General features: G+C 35.4%; 15 protein-coding genes. 12 read left to right on the top strand and 3 right to left on the bottom strand.

Features of this window, described 5'->3' with window-relative positions:
- Positions 1 to 467 precede the first annotated feature (467 nt).
- Genes AC3IT7_RS14540 through AC3IT7_RS14530 form a run of 3 tightly spaced genes read right to left on the bottom strand, consistent with a single transcriptional unit; the run spans position 468 to position 4,215 of the window.
- On the bottom strand, positions 468 to 2,651 hold the full coding sequence (locus tag AC3IT7_RS14540) for a polysaccharide biosynthesis tyrosine autokinase (RefSeq protein ID WP_489248934.1): 2,184 nt from the start codon (positions 2,649 to 2,651) through the stop codon (positions 468 to 470).
- A 35-nt stretch (positions 2,652 to 2,686) separates the two neighbouring features.
- Positions 2,687 to 3,115, bottom strand: coding sequence for a low molecular weight protein-tyrosine-phosphatase (locus tag AC3IT7_RS14535; protein ID WP_262472660.1), 429 nt, complete (start codon positions 3,113 to 3,115; stop codon positions 2,687 to 2,689).
- Positions 3,115 to 4,215: a polysaccharide biosynthesis/export family protein gene (locus AC3IT7_RS14530; protein WP_262472658.1), complete on the bottom strand. Its 1,101-nt coding sequence runs from the start codon at positions 4,213 to 4,215 to the stop codon at positions 3,115 to 3,117. Before AC3IT7_RS14530 ends, AC3IT7_RS14535 begins: the two co-directional genes overlap by 1 nt.
- Before the next feature lie 301 nt (positions 4,216 to 4,516).
- Here AC3IT7_RS14530 and tviB point away from each other — a divergent pair, with 301 nt between their 5' ends.
- The 12 genes from tviB to AC3IT7_RS14470 are packed head-to-tail and all read left to right on the top strand — an operon-like array spanning position 4,517 to position 17,054.
- Entirely contained in the window at positions 4,517 to 5,794 is a 1,278-nt protein-coding gene (gene tviB / locus AC3IT7_RS14525) for a Vi polysaccharide biosynthesis UDP-N-acetylglucosamine C-6 dehydrogenase TviB (protein WP_262472645.1), read from the top strand.
- Positions 5,795 to 5,812: 18 nt separating this feature from the next.
- Positions 5,813 to 6,835, top strand: coding sequence for an NAD-dependent epimerase/dehydratase family protein (locus AC3IT7_RS14520; protein WP_489248933.1), 1,023 nt, complete (start codon positions 5,813 to 5,815; stop codon positions 6,833 to 6,835).
- A gap of 50 nt (positions 6,836 to 6,885) precedes the next feature.
- Positions 6,886 to 8,175 carry a lipopolysaccharide biosynthesis protein gene (locus AC3IT7_RS14515; protein WP_489248932.1) on the top strand — a complete coding sequence of 430 codons (1,290 nt, stop codon included), beginning with the start codon at positions 6,886 to 6,888 and terminating at the stop codon, positions 8,173 to 8,175.
- A gap of 1 nt (position 8,176) precedes the next feature.
- Complete coding sequence (locus tag AC3IT7_RS14510; protein WP_489248931.1) at positions 8,177 to 9,247, top strand: polysaccharide pyruvyl transferase family protein; 1,071 nt, start codon at positions 8,177 to 8,179, stop codon at positions 9,245 to 9,247.
- A 1-nt stretch (position 9,248) separates the two neighbouring features.
- Entirely contained in the window at positions 9,249 to 10,223 is a 975-nt protein-coding gene (locus AC3IT7_RS14505; RefSeq protein ID WP_489248930.1) for a glycosyltransferase family 2 protein, read from the top strand.
- A gap of 45 nt (positions 10,224 to 10,268) precedes the next feature.
- Positions 10,269 to 11,387, top strand: a complete 1,119-nt coding sequence (locus AC3IT7_RS14500; RefSeq protein WP_489248929.1) for a glycosyltransferase — start codon at positions 10,269 to 10,271, stop codon at positions 11,385 to 11,387.
- Positions 11,388 to 11,426: 39 nt separating this feature from the next.
- Entirely contained in the window at positions 11,427 to 12,434 is a 1,008-nt protein-coding gene (locus tag AC3IT7_RS14495; protein WP_489248928.1) for an EpsG family protein, read from the top strand.
- Positions 12,435 to 13,286 (top strand): glycosyltransferase family 2 protein, encoded by an 852-nt coding sequence (locus AC3IT7_RS14490; protein ID WP_489248927.1) that lies wholly within the window; start codon positions 12,435 to 12,437, stop codon positions 13,284 to 13,286.
- Positions 13,287 to 13,289: 3 nt separating this feature from the next.
- Complete coding sequence (locus AC3IT7_RS14485; protein WP_489248926.1) at positions 13,290 to 14,645, top strand: phenylacetate--CoA ligase family protein; 1,356 nt, start codon at positions 13,290 to 13,292, stop codon at positions 14,643 to 14,645.
- Between the two features lie 4 nt (positions 14,646 to 14,649).
- On the top strand, positions 14,650 to 15,792 hold the full coding sequence (locus AC3IT7_RS14480; RefSeq protein ID WP_489248925.1) for a glycosyltransferase family 4 protein: 1,143 nt from the start codon (positions 14,650 to 14,652) through the stop codon (positions 15,790 to 15,792).
- Positions 15,793 to 16,401, top strand: a complete 609-nt coding sequence (locus tag AC3IT7_RS14475) for a sugar transferase (RefSeq protein WP_489248924.1) — start codon at positions 15,793 to 15,795, stop codon at positions 16,399 to 16,401.
- Complete coding sequence (locus AC3IT7_RS14470; RefSeq protein ID WP_489248923.1) at positions 16,398 to 17,054, top strand: PglD-related sugar-binding protein; 657 nt, start codon at positions 16,398 to 16,400, stop codon at positions 17,052 to 17,054. The genes AC3IT7_RS14475 and AC3IT7_RS14470 overlap by 4 nt, the downstream gene beginning before the upstream one ends.
- Positions 17,055 to 17,079: the final 25 nt, after the last annotated feature.

Below are 17,079 nucleotides of genomic sequence, written 5' to 3'. Positions count from 1 at the left end.
TGTTTTAGCTCAATAGCTAAAGCGATTATGCACAACGCTAAAATCATTAAAGTATTCTGCTAAGTATTACTGAAGGCTATCTGAGTGCTATCAGTAGCAATGCTGCATAAAAGAATTGCTTCAGGCAAAAATCATTTGTCTTTGACTATTACTCCACTAATACTTGATGATTGAAATGATAGATCCTCAATCTGTTTGTATTGATCTACGCCTAATTCATAGTATTTGGCCCTAAAGTAAAAAATAATATGATCTGCTTAGCTATTCCTCAGATCAATGAATCACAAACTTTAGAAAAATAAAAAGGCTTCAGGCTAATTTGAACCGAGAGAGTTTAAATCAGTCTGAAGCCTTATAATATTGGCTTATTTTCTTAAGCCAATATCCAGAATATTGATCTGCTCTAAAAAATGTTTAATTAATTTTCTTAGGTTGATCAAAATTAATGGATACCAATTAAATCTATTTTAGTCCTCGTCTTTTGAGGCTTTATAAGCATAGGCATAATTATAACCATAACTACCAGCAGCACCTTTTTGTACATCATTCAGAATCACGCCATTGACTTTGACGTTGGCCTGTTCAAAACGATTTACCGTGATTTCCAGTTCTTTAATCTGGGTTTTGGCATGACGAGCGATCAATAGGTTTACCCCGGCATATTGAGCAATAATAATACCATCAGTTACTGCAAGTGCGGGTGGGGTGTCAATCAATATATGATCAAAATTGGCAGATGCCTGATCAAGGAAAGCCTTAAACTGATCAGTACTTAACAATTCAGAAGGATTAACTGGGCTTTTACCACGAGTGACAAAGTACAGATTATCTACTGTAGAATTCTGGACAACATCTTCATAGCTATTTTGACGATTCAATAGTTCAGCTAGACCCGGTTTTATATCGGCATTGAAATACTTGTGTAAATAGCCACGACGCATATCACCATCAATAACCAATACCCGTTTTCCACCTTGTGCCAAAATGGTAGCAAGGTTAACGGTAATAAAAGATTTCCCGATTTCAGGAGCAGGGCCTGACAGTGCAATCACATTATTGCTGGCATTCATTAAAGCAAAATGAATTGCTGTTCGCATACTGCGTAAGCTTTCAATGGCAATATCACCACTGTCCTTCACTGCAAGAATAGGAATATTCTTTTTCTTCTTTAGAAGGTTGATACGACTTTCTTGAATTAAAGAGCGGGGTACAGTGGCATAGACTGGCAGATCCAGTTCATTCTCGATCTGAGCAGCATCTTTAATGCCTGACCGCATCATATTGTGTAACAATGCCAATAATGTGCCTAAGAAGCCACCAAGGAAAATCGATAAAATCAGAATCTGTAATTTCTTTGGTTTAATCGGTTGAATTGGTTCGACCGCAGTATCGACAATACGGACATTACCGATTTCACCTGCTTTGGCAATACGAAGTTGCTGGTATGAATTCAATAGACCTGTATATAGCTGTTGTTTGACTTCAACTTCACGGAAAAATTGTAAGTATTGACGTTGCAATTCAGGTAAACGTTTTAAAGTCCCATCTAGCTCTGCAATTTTTTTATTGATTGCACCGAGTTGTGCATTCATTTGCTGCATCATGGGATGTTCATTGGTGTATTTGGATGAAGCTTCTGCAACTTGCTGTTCTATCTGAGCTTTTTGTGTTTCTAAAGCAATACTCTGGGTTAGATATAATTCTGATTCTTTGGTGACATCAACTGTATTTGATTGTTGACGGAAACGGTTAAATTCACGCTCTGCAACATCCAGTTGCTGTTTTAGCTCAGGTAACTGATCTTCTAAAAACTTGAGTGTTTGAGCAGTTTCTGCAGAGCGGCGCTCAATATTCTGCTGGCTATAAGCGGTAAGGATAGCATTCAGTACTTGCGTAATATGCTTTTTATCTTCACCTTGATAATTGAGACCTAATACGCCAGTCAATTTTCCTTTTTCAGCGACAGAATAGTTGGCGGTTAAAGTCTGCATAGCAGCAGGCAAGCTTTGCTTTCGGATATTATAAGCGGCATCAAAACGGTCTTGACTAAAAACACCTACTTTCCAAAGGCCGTATTCAGATGAAGATTGACTGATCTGGTTTAGAGGCGCAGAAAAAACCACCTGTTCAGTTGTCTCATCAGTCAGGCTATATTTGCCTTCTTTAAAACTTAACATTAAGTTTTTATTCTGGAAATATTGTGGAATATCAAACTGGCGAACATCAAAACTATTCTGATTATCTTTAAATAATACTGATTTTTTTGAGTATTCGGTGCTGTACTTATGTTTGGCCATTAACCGGTTCCAGAAACTGTCTTCTGTACCAGATATGCGAATATTTAAATTTAAATGATTGATGACTTCGCCGAGCACCAAACGCGATTTTAAAATCTCAATTTCGGCTTGCGCTGGAGATTTTTGGTTGATCATGCCGGATAAATCACCCAATAGTGCAGCTGAAGTACCTTTACTATCTTCCACTTGTACCAAGGCATCTACTGCATATGTATTTGGTGTGGTTCTCAAGTATAGTAAGGCACAAATCAAGCTTAAAATAATGCATAAGGCAATCAGTTTCCATTGCGCAATTAAGGAAAAAAACAATTCCTTTAGGTCAATGGTATCTTCGGTATTGGCGGTTTGGCTCATAATTTAAATATCAAAAAGTGAAAATATTAAAAAAATTAAATATATTTTTTCCAGTCAGCAATACAGTCTTGAATTAATTGACAGGTATCATCAAAAAATGTCTGATCATGCTGATAAGGGTCGGCAATATTTTTACTTTGCCAATGCCCCAGTCTAAAGGTTTTGCCCTTGGCAAATGGCCAGGTCTGTTCGATATGCTTTTGCTGGTTCTGACTCATGACCAGAACCAAGTCGGCTTTCTTAATCAGTTCAGCATTGAGTTTTTTTGCAACATGTGGACTCATGTCAATCCCAAAACGTTGCATGCATAGGCTGGCTTTTTCATCGGCTGCATGTCCGACTACGCCAGCAATACCTGCAGACTCAATCTTTAAGTGCGGGTATTCCTGTTTTAAAAAGTATTCTGCCATGGGGCTACGGCAAATATTGCCAATACAGACTACCAAAATATTATTAATTTTCATTAATTCCCCAAACGATCTAAATTATACAACGCATTTGAGAATGGAATAATCTGGTTTACGACACGCTGCCAGCGCGCCAGGCCAGATGCATCGACATAGACAATATCATTGCTGTGCATTTTAAACTGGTTGGCCAGACCAAAATCAGCAATACTGGTCAAGTCCATCTGATAGACTTCAGTGTGAGCAGTATTTGGTTGGTTACGCACCACATACACCTTACTACGACTGGCAGAAAGTGGATTTAAGCCCAGACTTTCGCCTAGTACATCACTGAGGCTCATGCCTTGATCACGTAATGGTAAAGATTGGTTTTTACCCGATTCACCCATGACATAGATCTTCTGGTTTTCGCGGTTGTTTACATATAATGTGTCATTTGGCTGAATCAATAAGTTATGCAGCGAAAAACCTGCTTTTTCTAATTCTACGGTATTTAGGCTATATGAGTGTCCCTGACGTACCAAGGTAATCGAGGTATTGTCACCTTGCTGTGCATTCACACCACCAGCCATACTCAAAGCAGTATAAACACTGACAGGTTGGTCGCTTAAGTAAAACTGACCTCCATTCATCACATTACCTTGCACTGAATAACGCTGGCCTTGATACGATACTATTCGTGCGATTACATCTGGATTTTTCAGGTAACGTGATAGCTGATTACGTAATTCACGATTGACTTGCGTCAATGATTTTCCTGCAGCCTTATAACGCCCAATAATCGGAAATTGAATATAGCCTTCCGAATCGATTTGGAAACCATTTGCTTGTGCAGACTGATCACTACTGATATTAGGTGGAGATGTCAGTTCTGGATAAGCCCATAAATAAATTGATAAAATATCACCTGGGCTCAGGCTGTAGTTACGGTGCTGTGTTTTGAACAGGTGAGCATATTGTTTTTGAATATTATATTCAGCAGGCCGGGTAGCCATAATGGAATCTTGAGTGATTTTTATGACATTTACTGTAGTACCCAGGTCAGTTTGAAAAACGCCTTCGCCAGGTAAGTCGTATGTTTGTAGACCAGAGGTGATTGCACACCCTGTAGTAGCAAGACCACATGCCAATAAAGCAGCTAGTTGAAAGTGTCGCACACGTTTTCCCAAAGATTATTTTTAAATTTTAAAATTGAAGCTATTCTACCCAAGTTATTGACCTGATACATAGCAATTTGTAACTATCTTTCTAGTTTTATGATAGGAGGCTAATATTATAAAAAGTTTAATCTATTTTAATAGTTACAAATAAACTAATTGATTTTAACAGAAAATACACGCGAGAATATTTTTGAGCTACTTTGAGCACAAATCATAATAGAAATTGCATCATTTTCTGCTAGTATGCCTGCCGAAAGATTTAATCTTCATAAGTACAGTACATAAATAAGGCGTTGAAATGCTATCTATTGCAGATTTAAAAATTGCGGTGATTGGTTTGGGCTATGTGGGCTTACCACTTGCAGTTGAATTTGGGAAAAAAGTACCTGTAGTCGGTTTTGATATCTACCAGAAACGAATTGATGAACTTAAAAGTGGTCAAGACCATACCCTTGAAGTTTCCCCAGAAGAACTCAAACAGGCAAATCAACTTAGCTATTCAGCAAATTTAGAAGATTTAAAAAGCTGTAACTTTTTTATTGTCACTGTGCCTACCCCAATTGATGAGTTTAAGCAGCCAGATTTAACGCCCCTGGTTAAAGCCTCGACCAGTATTGGCCAAGTACTTCAAAAAGGTGATGTGGTGGTTTATGAGTCTACCGTATATCCAGGTGCGACAGAAGAAACCTGTATTCCGGTTCTGGAACAGGTATCGGGCCTGAAGTTCAATCAGGATTTTTTTGCCGGTTATAGTCCAGAGCGAATTAACCCGGGCGATAAGCTGCATCGTGTCACCAATATTTTAAAAATTACCTCAGGGTCTACGCCTAAAGTCGCTGAATTTGTCGACCAGGTGTATAACCTGGTGATTGAAGCAGGTACACATAAAGCAACTAGCATTAAAGTGGCTGAAGCAGCAAAAGTCATTGAAAATACCCAGCGTGATGTCAACATTGCCCTGATTAATGAGCTGGCCGTAATCTTTAATAAAATGGAAATTGATACCGAAGCAGTTTTGCAGGCTGCCGGTACCAAATGGAATTTCTTGCCATTCCGTCCAGGACTGGTAGGTGGACACTGTATTGGTGTTGATCCGTACTATTTAACCCATAAAGCGCAGTCTATCGGTTACCATCCTGAAATCATTCTGGCAGGTCGCCGTTTAAATGACGGTATGGGGGCGTATGTGGTTACCCAGCTGGTCAAGGCGATGATCAAGAAAAAAATTCAGGTCGAAGGTGCCAAGGTTCTGGTTTTAGGCTTAAGTTTTAAAGAAAACTGTCCGGATATTCGTAATACCAAAATTATTGATATTGTCAATGAACTGACAGAATACAATATTTCTGCCGATGTGTATGATCCATGGGTAGATGCAAGCGAAGCTCAACATGAATACGGAATTACTCCAGTCGTAAATTTGGAACAGGGTCACTATGACGCAGTGATTCTGGCCGTTGCCCATGATCAGTTTAAAGCTATGGGCGCTGAAGCATTACGTGCCTTGGGCAAGTCAGCACATATTTTATATGATCTAAAATATGTACTGGATCAATCTGAATCTGACCTTCGTCTGTAATTTATAGGGACCATAAAAATGAGCCAATATCAAACTGTATGCGAGCAATTACAACAAGTACCAAAAACCTGGTTAATTACCGGTGTGGCAGGCTTTATTGGCTCAAATTTACTGGAAACCCTGTTAAAGCTGAACCAGAATGTAGTGGGTCTAGACAATTTTGCTACAGGTCATCAGCATAATCTGGATGAAGTGCAAAGTCTGGTGAAACCTGAACAGTGGGCAAACTTCAAGTTTTATAAAGGTGATATCCGTAATTTTGAAGATTGCCAGACAGCATGTGCAGGGGTGGACTATGTTTTGCATCAGGCTGCTTTAGGTTCTGTACCCCGTTCGATTGCTGACCCGATTACCACCAATGCAGCCAATATTACTGGCTTTTTAAATATGCTGACTGCTGCACGTGATGCAGAAGTGAAAAGCTTTACCTATGCCGCCAGCAGTTCAACTTATGGCGACCATCCGGCATTACCAAAAGTCGAAGACAATATCGGCAAGCCACTTTCGCCTTATGCAGTCACCAAATATGTAAATGAGCTGTATGCCGAAGTCTTTGCCCGAACTTATGGGTTCAAAACCATCGGTTTACGTTACTTTAATGTCTTTGGCAAGCGTCAAGACCCGAATGGTGCCTATGCTGCTGTGATTCCGAAATGGACCGCAGCCATGATTGCTGGTGATGATTTATTCATTAATGGTGATGGTGAAACCAGCCGTGATTTCTGTTTTATTGAAAACACGGTTCAGGCCAATATTTTAGCTGCAACAGCAAATGATGAAGCTAAAAATCAGGTTTATAATGTAGCAGTCGGAGATCGTACTACACTCAATGATTTGTTTAATGCCATTAAAGCTGCATTAAATGAAAATGGTGTGACTTATACGAAAGAACCTGTATATCGTGATTTCCGAGCAGGTGATGTTCGACATTCACAAGCGAGTATTATTAAGATTCAGCAGCATTTAAGTTATATACCACAATATAAAATTATTGAAGGTATTAAAAATGCTATGCCTTGGTATATAGATTTTCAAAAATAATGATAAAAATTAATCAAGGCAGTTCAATTGGTTGCATTGGATAAATATAGATGTCGAATTCCTTACGTAGCCGTATAAATTACTTTAGGAAAAGTAAGTTTGTTAGAAATGTGCTTGCAGTTGCAACAGGAGTTGCTGCTGCACAAGCAATTTCATTAGCATTCATGCCATTTCTGACACGTTTATATGGTCCTGAGGCTTTTGGTGCACTAGCTGCTTTTACTGCCATTATAAATATCATTACGCCCTTAGCGACATTAGGCTATGCTAATGCTATTGTTATGCCAAAAACAGATGAAGAAGCGAATGCAGTAGCACGTTTGTCTCTTGTTTCAGCAGCTATTGTTTCACCTATCGTTTTAATTTCAGTTTATGTTTTTCAACTTCAGCTTGCAAAATTGACAGGCTTGGAAAATCAGCCGAATTTACTTTATTTAATTCCTATTTCTTTATTACTCGTAGCCTTATTGTCTGTTGCTAATCAAGTAGCTATACGTGAAGGATTATTTAAAGCAAAATCAAGTTCATATGTTGCCAGTACTTTAATTATGAATCTTGGGAAATTAGGTGCTGGGTGTATTTCTGCTACCGGAATTACTTTAATTATATTTTTAATTGTAAGTAAATTAATTAATTACATTATATTAATGGCACGAGTTCCTAAAGTTGGTGCATTTAATTTTCGTCACTGGTTTGGTCTAAACGGTATCCAAAAAGCTGCATTAGATAATAAAGATTTTGCCCTCTATCGTTTACCTCAGAGTATACTTAATGCAGCCTCCATGGGACTGCCTGTAATACTTCTTACAAATTTTTTTAGTGCTTCAGCAGCAGGACAGTACGCTATTACTACCCTTTTACTAGGGGCACCAGTGATGCTTCTAGGTAATTCTGTTTTAGAGGTTTTTTTCCCAAAGATAACGACTATAGTTAGGGAAAATCCTGCCAATGCTTTTCGGCTACTTTATAAATCTACACTTTTAATGAGTCTTATTGGTTTGGTTCCATTCGGTATCATTGCTTTGTGGGGAGATTTAATTTTACCTTGGATTTTAGGCGAAGCTTGGGGGCGAGCAGGGGAATATTCACAGTGGGTAGCTCTTTGGATGTTTAGTGTTCTTATTACTCGTCCTGCAGTTGCATCAATGCCTGTTCTCAAGTTACAAGGATTTTTATTAGCTTATGAAATTGTAATAACAGTATTACGTATAGGAAGTATTTCTTTAGGAGCGACATTAGGGAATGATTTAATGGCTATTAAATTATTTTCCTTAATTAATATTATTGGATATTTATCACTGCTAATCGTGATTCTTAAAAAGTGTAAAGAGAAAAGCTGAAATGAAAATATTAAAGAAATTTATACCGATCAAGGTGAAGCAAATAATTTTTACTATGTTGAAAAAGCAAAATATTATTTTTCCAGAAAAAAAGCGTATTTTTATTTTTTTATCAGCGGATTATGGAAATATTGGTGACTTAGCGATTTCAAAAGCACAGGAGAATTTTTTAAAAGATAATTTAAAGGACTATGAAGTTTTTCCAGTCCCTATCAGTAAAACTAGAATTTGGTTAGGTTCAATTAAAAAGCAAGTTACCTCTGCCGATATTATTACCATTATTGGTGGTGGTAATATGGGATCACTTTATCCTGATATAGAGGATTTAAGACAATTAGTAATTCAAAGTTTTCCATATAATAAAATTGTTTGCTTTCCACAAACTTTAGATTGGGAGGAATCCCAATCGTCTCATAAAGCTCTTAAAAAGTTAGTAAAAATATATGCTAGTCATCCGGATATTCATGTTTTTGCAAGAGAGTTAATAACTTACAAGAAATTAGAAGACGTATTCAATAGTCAAAAGAATGTAAAGGTAGGGTTTGTACCTGATATTGTAATGAGTACATCTGCCAAACAGTTAGGGGTATTAAATAGTTCGAAACCTACAGGTATTTTGACTTGTCTAAGAAATGACAAGGAATGTGCTTTAAAAGCAAAACACTATGCCATTTTAGATAGTGCTATTGGTGATACCGGCCTTACTCTTACTAAGACAGATACACATGCTGGTGGTTCAGGTTTAAGCAAAGCAGAATGTGATAAATTGCTTTCTAATAAAATTCAGCAGTTTGCTGAAGCTCAGTTAGTTATCACAGATCGTTTACACGGTATGATTTTATGTATTCTTTCAGGTACGCCTTGCTTAGTATTGCCTAACTCAAATCATAAAATAAGACAAACCTATTTGAATTGGTTGAAAGATCATCCAAGAGTAATTTTTGTTGAAATTGAAAACTTTACTCAGGTTCCAAAATATATAGATCAACTTTTATCTCAACCTCGCGGTAATTTAACCGATTCTCCTGTTGAATTGACTCAATATAAACCATTGATTAAGGCTCTATCTTAAAATGAATCGTCAAAATAATCCTTTAGTTAGTGTGATTGTGCCTGTTTATAATGTTGAGCAATATCTTGATGAGTGCTTGAATTCAATACGTCAACAGACATATGAGAATCTAGAGATTATTGTGGTTGAAGACTGTTCAACAGACAATTCATTAAATACTTTCATTAAGCATTCAGAAGATCCTCGTGTAAAGCTAATTCAACATGAAAAAAATAGTGGTCTTTCAGCAGCACGTAATACAGGTATAGATGCTGCGAAAGGAGACTATATTATGTTTGTAGATTCGGATGATATTGTTCAGTTATCACTTATAGAATTATGTGTGAAATATGCGATAGTAAATGATGCAGATCTTATAACATATAATTTCAAGGCATTTGAAGATGGTATCAAGCTAAGCCCACAATTGGACTTATTAGATGTGGATAATTTGAAAGTTTTAGAACAAGGTGAAGATTATTTTAATCAACAACATTTTGCTTGGCTAAAGTTTATTAGGACGAGTTTAGTTAAATCTAAAAGTCTATATTTTCCAATTGGATTGTATTATGAGGATTGGCCGTTTCATTGGGAGCTAGGTCTAGTTGCCAATAAAAAATTCCATATTCCTGCTGAATTGTTACTATATAGACAGCGAAAAACTTCTATTACAGGTTCTTCAGGTAAGAAACTTTTAGATCTATTTAAAATCCATAATTTAGTTTTAAATTTATTAGAGCAATATAAAGCAGTTGCTTTAAAAGAGAAGTTTGCTAATAAAGTAAAGATGAGTCAATGGAGTATTCTGACATGTATCCATAAAGACCATCTAGCTCAAGCTTTAAATGATGTAAAAAAAATTAATAAAATTTTAAAAAATAAAAATTATAAGTATGAGCTTAATATTCGTATTTTGATCACCAATCTTATCACCAGTTTGCCAAATATATTAGCTTTAAAGTTATTGAAAATTTTACGTATTTTATTGAAAAGATGATTAAGCCTAAGTCTTTAAGGAATAAATTTAATTTTGGAAAGTCCAATGAATCCTATTAGAGTTTTACATATTGTCGGTAAAATGGACCGAGCTGGTGCGGAAACTATGCTTATGAATCTTTATCGAAATATCGATCGTAAACAAGTTCAATTTGACTTTGTTACTTTTACGACTGACCAAGGTGATTATGATGGGGAAATTTTAGCGTTAGGTGGAAAGATTTTTCCAATTATTGCAAGTAATTCTATTGAGCGCATGTTTAAATTAACAAGCTTTTTAAAGCAGCATTCTAAATATCAGATTGTACATGCACATATGTTACTCAATAATGCCTTTCACTTGTTAGCAGCAAAAAAAGCAGGAGTTCAACACCGAATTTCGCATTCCCATAATACACAAAATGCTAAATCAGGGATTGTGTCTTGTTTGTATGAGAAATTTGCAATCTATCTGAATAAAAAATTATCAACAAAAAAAATTGCATGTGGTAGGGAGGCAGCTGAATATTTATTTGAAACAACAAAAGATGTCTGGATGTTGAATAATGCAATTGATCTTAAAAATTATCAAAATATCAGTATTCAAAATAAAGGGTATTGGTCAACAAGAATTCCGGAATTTCAGGGTTTAAAAATTATTCAAGTTGGTCGATTAAATGAAGTAAAAAATCATATATTTTCATTGGATATTGCTAAAAAATTGCAAGAACAAGGTGTTAAATTTGTATTTTTTATAGTAGGGCAGGGGCCTTTAGAAAATTTAATTCGACAAAGAATAAAAGAATATGGATTGGAAAAAAACGTATTTATGCTTGGTATTAGATCTGACGTACCAGAGCTTATGGCTGGAGCTGATATAATGCTAATGCCATCATTACATGAAGGGTTTCCAGTAGTTTTAGTGGAAAGTCAAGCTATAGGTTTGCCTAGTATCTTGTCCGAGAATATTGCTAGAGAAGTGGATCTAAATTTAGGGTTAATTAAGTTTTTGCCTTTAGAAAATGTCAATTTTTGGATTAAAACCTTAAAAAATCAAAGAAAAGAATATGTTTCTGAAAGCGAAATCTATACATGTCTACAAGCCTCTGGGTTTGATGTTAAGAAGAATGCAGTAGATCTATTGAATTTCTATCAATCTCTAAATAATTCAAATATTGGAAAATAACTTAAAATGCTACCTTACTTGCTACTTCTAGGTTTTGTGATGTTTTGGATTTTTTTAGAAAAAAAATCCTTAAATAGAAATGCATTTTGGGTGCCTTTTTTTACATTAGTGTTATTTGCAAGTATTAGGAGTTATTTGGTAGGCACCGATACAGGTGCATATACTTCTGATTTTCGTAATAAATTGGATATTCAATATTTTATATTTAGTGAGAATTTAGAATATGGATATCAGGTAATAAAATATATTATTTTATATTTGACTCATAATTATTTCTGGTTGCTTTTTGTATCCTCTATTATTGTGGTGGGTAGCTATTTATATATTTTTAAAAAAAAATCAGAAGATTATTTTTTATCTATTTTTATATTTTTAACTTTTGGTTTTTATACTTTTTATTTTAATGGATTGCGACAAGGATTATCTATGGCTTTGGCTGTATGGGCAACACCCTATTTAATAGATAAAAAAATAAAAAAATTTACTTTAATAATATTGTTAGCTAGTTTATTTCATAAATCAGCACTTATAATGTTTGTTTTTTACTTTTTGATTCACCTTAAGTTTAAGTTGGAATATAAAATTATAGGAGTTTTTCTTGGATCTTTAATGCTTAGTGGAGCAACTGTTCAGTATCTTGCCTCTATAAATGAAAAATATACTAGTTATACAGAGGTCTCTGAAGATGCAGGTGGGTACCTTACTTTAGGATTTTATTTTATGATTGGTCTCTTTATATATATATTGATGAAATTATATAAAATAACAAATAAAGATTTTTATATATTGCTGCAATTATATATTTATGGGATTGTATTTCTAATTCCTGTAGCGATGTTAGGTGCTAATCCATCAGGACCCCAACGCTTATTATTTTATTTTGTATGGCCTGTTGCTTTACTTCTCCCTATAGTTTTTAATAGAATAAATAATAAGTTAATTAATTATATATTTATTCTTTTCTCTGTGATTTATTTTTATATGATTACTTCAAAATTTTCCCATCTAACTCCTTATATTGTTAATGAAAGCTTTAGGATCTTTTAAATGAAAATTAGTATAGGTATTCCATTCTATAATGCTGAAGATTTCTTGGCAGATGCTATAAACTCTGTAATTAAGCAGTCATTTACAGAATGGGAGCTAATTTTAGTAAATGATGGTTCCACTGATAAATCATTAGAAATTGCTAGATCTTATGAGAAAAAAGATAGTCGTATTCGTGTATTATCTGATGGTTCCAATAAAAAACTACCTTATCGCTTAAATCAAATTATTGATGAGTCTAAATATGAATATATCGCTAGAATGGATGCGGATGATCTTATGCATCCTGATCGAATACAAATTCAGTTAGACTACTTAAAAGAAAATAATGATTATGATTTAGTTTCAACAGGTCTTATCTCTATAACCGTTGAGAATGTAGTAAAAGGTTATAGAAGTGTACCAAAAGTTATTAAATCTGACGGCCACTCTAAGAATTTCCCTGTTATACATGCATCAGTTTTAGCAAAGAAATCTTGGTTTCTACGAAATAAGTATTCTTTAGATTTTCCTCGTGCTGAAGACTATGAGTTATGGTGTAGAGCTGCAAAAAAAAATGACTTTAAGATTATTGTATTGCCTGATTTACTCTACTTCTGTCGTGAAGAGGGAAATATTTACCCTGATAAACTAATAAAGTCTTACAAAGATGGTTTAGGTATTAGAAAATTATACGGAATTGGTGGAAATTTTCGTGATAATATAAAAGTAACTTATAAGTGTAATATGGTAAGGTTACTATCGGTTTTTAAACTTGAGCAAAGTCTATCCAAAAGAAGGAATTTAAAATTTGATGATCAGATTGATATTGCTAAACAGCAAGAAACTTTAAATAAAATTCTTGGATCTTAGTAGATGAAAACTATGCAAAGTTTGAAAAAATTATTTTTTAAATCACCTTACTTTTTACAAAATTTAGTAATTTCTTTATTAAATACTAATCTTTATCGTATGCGTCACTCTGGAAAATATCAATATTATCGTGACTATTATGCGAAATCTGACCAATTAAATGAAAATGATTTAGATTTAGAGTCTAAAAGACGTCTTAAAGTGTTTTTAGAGTATGCTACTAAAAATTCATCTTGGTTTAAAAGGTACTCTGAAAAAGATTTAAATAGTTTTCCAATATTAGAGAAAAGAGATTTATTGGAAAATTTAGATTTAATTACTACTATTAACTCTAATGATAAAAAAATAATTAGTAAAACTAGTGGTACTACAGGAACAGCTTTAAAAGTTTACTATACTAAAGAGGATATGCAGGAAAGATTTGCTTTATTAGATCATTTTAGAGAAAAATATGGGTATAAGTTAGGTAAAAAAACAGCATGGTTTTCTGGTAAAAAAATTGTTATACCTAGTGATTTAAAGAAAGGAATTTGTTATCGAGATGATTTTATAAATAAAATTAGATTTTATTCTACATTTGATATAAATGCTAAGAATTTTGATATTTATTGGCATAGTCTTCAGGAGTATAAACCAGAATATATTGTAGGTTATCCATCTAGTATTTATGAAATATGTGTTATGGCAAAAAGTAAAGGGCTTAAGTCACAATTTTCAGTAAAAGTATTTTTTCCCACAGCAGAAACAGTATTATATGAGCATCGTTCAGTCATTGAGTCTGTACTAGGATGTAAAGTTATTGATCAATATGCTTCTTCTGAGGGAGCTCCTTTTATTTTAGAATGCCCATTTGGAGGAATGCATATTCATCCTTTAAGTGGAATTTTTGAATATAAATATCCTGATACTGATAGTAAAGAAATATTAGTTACCTCATTTTCTACTAGAGGTACTCCATTAATTCGTTACTCTGTTGGGGACTCTGTTCAAATTGAAAATGATGTCAAATGTCCTTGTGGCTCAAATCATCCTTTAGTAAAAAATATAGAAGGTCGGAAACAAGATTATATATATACAGAAGATATGGGAAAAATTAGTCTTTCTCATATCACTTTATGTATAAATGAGGTGGAGGGTATTCTATTATTGCAAGCAGTTCAGGATCGTTTAAATGAATTGAAAATATATATTGTTTCTGATAGTAGGTTTAATGACAACCAAGAAAAAATATTTATTAAGAATTTAACAAGAATGGTTGGTCAAAAAATTAAAATTAATTTAGACAAGGTTGATGATATTCCTAAAGAAAAAAGTGGTAAATTTAGAATTGTAAAAAATAACTTAAAGATAGAAGATTGATAGAATGAAATTCTTAATTATTTCTAGCTTTCTCCCTTCAGTATTAAATTTCCGTGGAAAGCTACTTGAAGCGATTCATCAGCAAGGCTATGAGATCCATATTATTGCACCTGATCTGACTTCTTTTTCTGCCGAGCATGAAAAACTATTAGAACTTGGTTATTACGTACATGAAGTTTCCATGCAGCGTACAGGTACCAACCCGGTAGCAGACTTAAAAACCTTAGGAAGCATGTATACGCTTATAAAAAAAATCAAACCTGATTATGTCCTGTCTTATACGATCAAGCCGGTGATTTATGGAACACTGGCCGCATGGCTGGCAAAAGTACCGAATCGTTATGCCCTAATTACAGGTTTAGGTTATGCTTTTCAAAATGTAGAAACTCAGACTAAGCGTAGTATTTTCCAGAAACTGGTTCATGGTTTATACCAACAGGCATTGTCGCGCAGTCATAAGGCATTTTTCCAAAATCCAGATGACCTGAAACTTTTTCAGGATTTAAAGCTTTTAAACGCTCAAACGCCTACAGTAGTAGTGAACGGTTCTGGGGTTAATATTACCGACTTTAATGTATTACCTTTACCTGTAACCGTTGATCAAAAAGTTAAAATATCCTTCTTGTTGATTGCACGTTTACTGGTAGATAAAGGTATCCGTGAATATGCTGAAGCAGCAAAAATTATCAAACATAAATATCCGCATGTAGAATTTAATCTGGTGGGATGGATTGATGAAAATCCTTCAGCAATTGACCAGCAAGAACTGGATCAATGGGTAGCCAGTAATACATTAAACTACTGGGGAAAATTATCCGATGTTCGCCCTGCAATTGCAGAAAGCTCGGTGTATGTGTTGCCGTCGTATCGTGAAGGCACACCCCGTACTGTCTTAGAAGCCATGGCCATGGGGCGCGCAATTATTACTACAGACGCACCAGGTTGTCGTGAAACTGTTACCGATGGCGATAACGGCTTTCTGGTTGAAGTAAAATCCGTGGAAAGTTTAGTAAAAGCAATGGAGAAACTGATTGTTCAACCAGAGCTTATCGCTAAAATGGGACGTCGCTCCCGAGAAATCGCACTTCATAAATACGATGTACATCAGGTAAACGCACATATGATGCAAGAAATGGGTTTGATCTAAATGCTAAAACGCCTTCTCGATATTATTATTGCGTCCATCGCTCTGATCCTGCTTTCACCACTTTATGCCTTTGTTGCCTACAAAGTGAAAAAAAATCTGGGTTCTCCGGTCTTGTTTCGCCAGGTGCGTCCCGGTTTACATGGCAAGCCCTTTGAGATGATCAAGTTCCGGACCATGAAAGATGCTGTAGACGAGCAGGGTAATCCATTACCGGATAGTGAGCGTCTAACACCTTTTGGCAAAATGCTACGTTCTACCAGTCTGGATGAAATGCCAGAACTCTGGAATGTGATTAAAGGTGATATGAGCATTGTTGGCCCACGCCCACTGTTAATGGAATACCTGCCACTTTACAGCCCTGAACAGGCCAAACGCCATGACGTGCGCCCGGGGATGACCGGCCATGCACAAGTGAATGGCCGCAATGCCATTGGCTGGGAAGAGAAGTTCAAGTTGGATACCTGGTATGTGGAAAATCAATCCATCTGGCTCGACTTTAAAATCATGTTTAAAACGGTACATAAAGTTTTAGCAAAAGACGATATCAGTGCTGAAGGTGAAGCGACCATGACCAAATTTACCGGCACAAAAAACGGACAAGATTCATGAATGAAATCTATGCCGTCTATGGTGCTTCAGGTTGTGGTCGAAGCTTGATGCCTGTGGCCCGCCAGCAATTACAACGTCAGAATATCAGTGCCGAAATCTATTTTATTGATGACAGCCTGATCGATGAAATAGTAATTAATGGTCATACAGCATTAAATTATGCAGCATTTAAAAATCTAAAGGCTGATAGAAAGTCCGTTCTAATTGCGATTGCCAATAGTCAAATTCGTGAAAAAATTGCGATAAAACTTGAACAAGATGCAATTGAGCTCTGGACGGTTCAGGCAGATAATGTTGTGCGTATGGATGCAATAGAGCTTGCCCCAGGTGCTGCCCTAAGCCCGTTTGTAACCCTCACTTCCAATATCAAGATTGGAAAATGTTTTCATGCTAATTTATACAGTTATATAGAGCATGACTGTGTGATTGGTGATTACGTCACCTTTGCTCCTGGGGTGAAATGCAATGGCAATATCCATATTGAAGACCATGCCTATATTGGTAGTGGAGCTGTGATTAAACAGGGCACACCGGACCAACCTTTGGTGATTGGCAAAGGTGCGGTAGTGGGTATGGGGGCTGTGGTCACCAAGAGCGTTCCACCGGGCGTAACGGTGATTGGCAATCCGGCACGAATTCTAGAGAAAAAATAAGTTTTTAAATTTTAAAAATTCAGGA

Source organism: Acinetobacter sp. KH_038 (assembly GCF_057839405.1).
The sequence above is the reverse complement of the archived record's forward strand: the minus strand, read 5'-3'. Positions and strand labels throughout refer to the sequence as shown.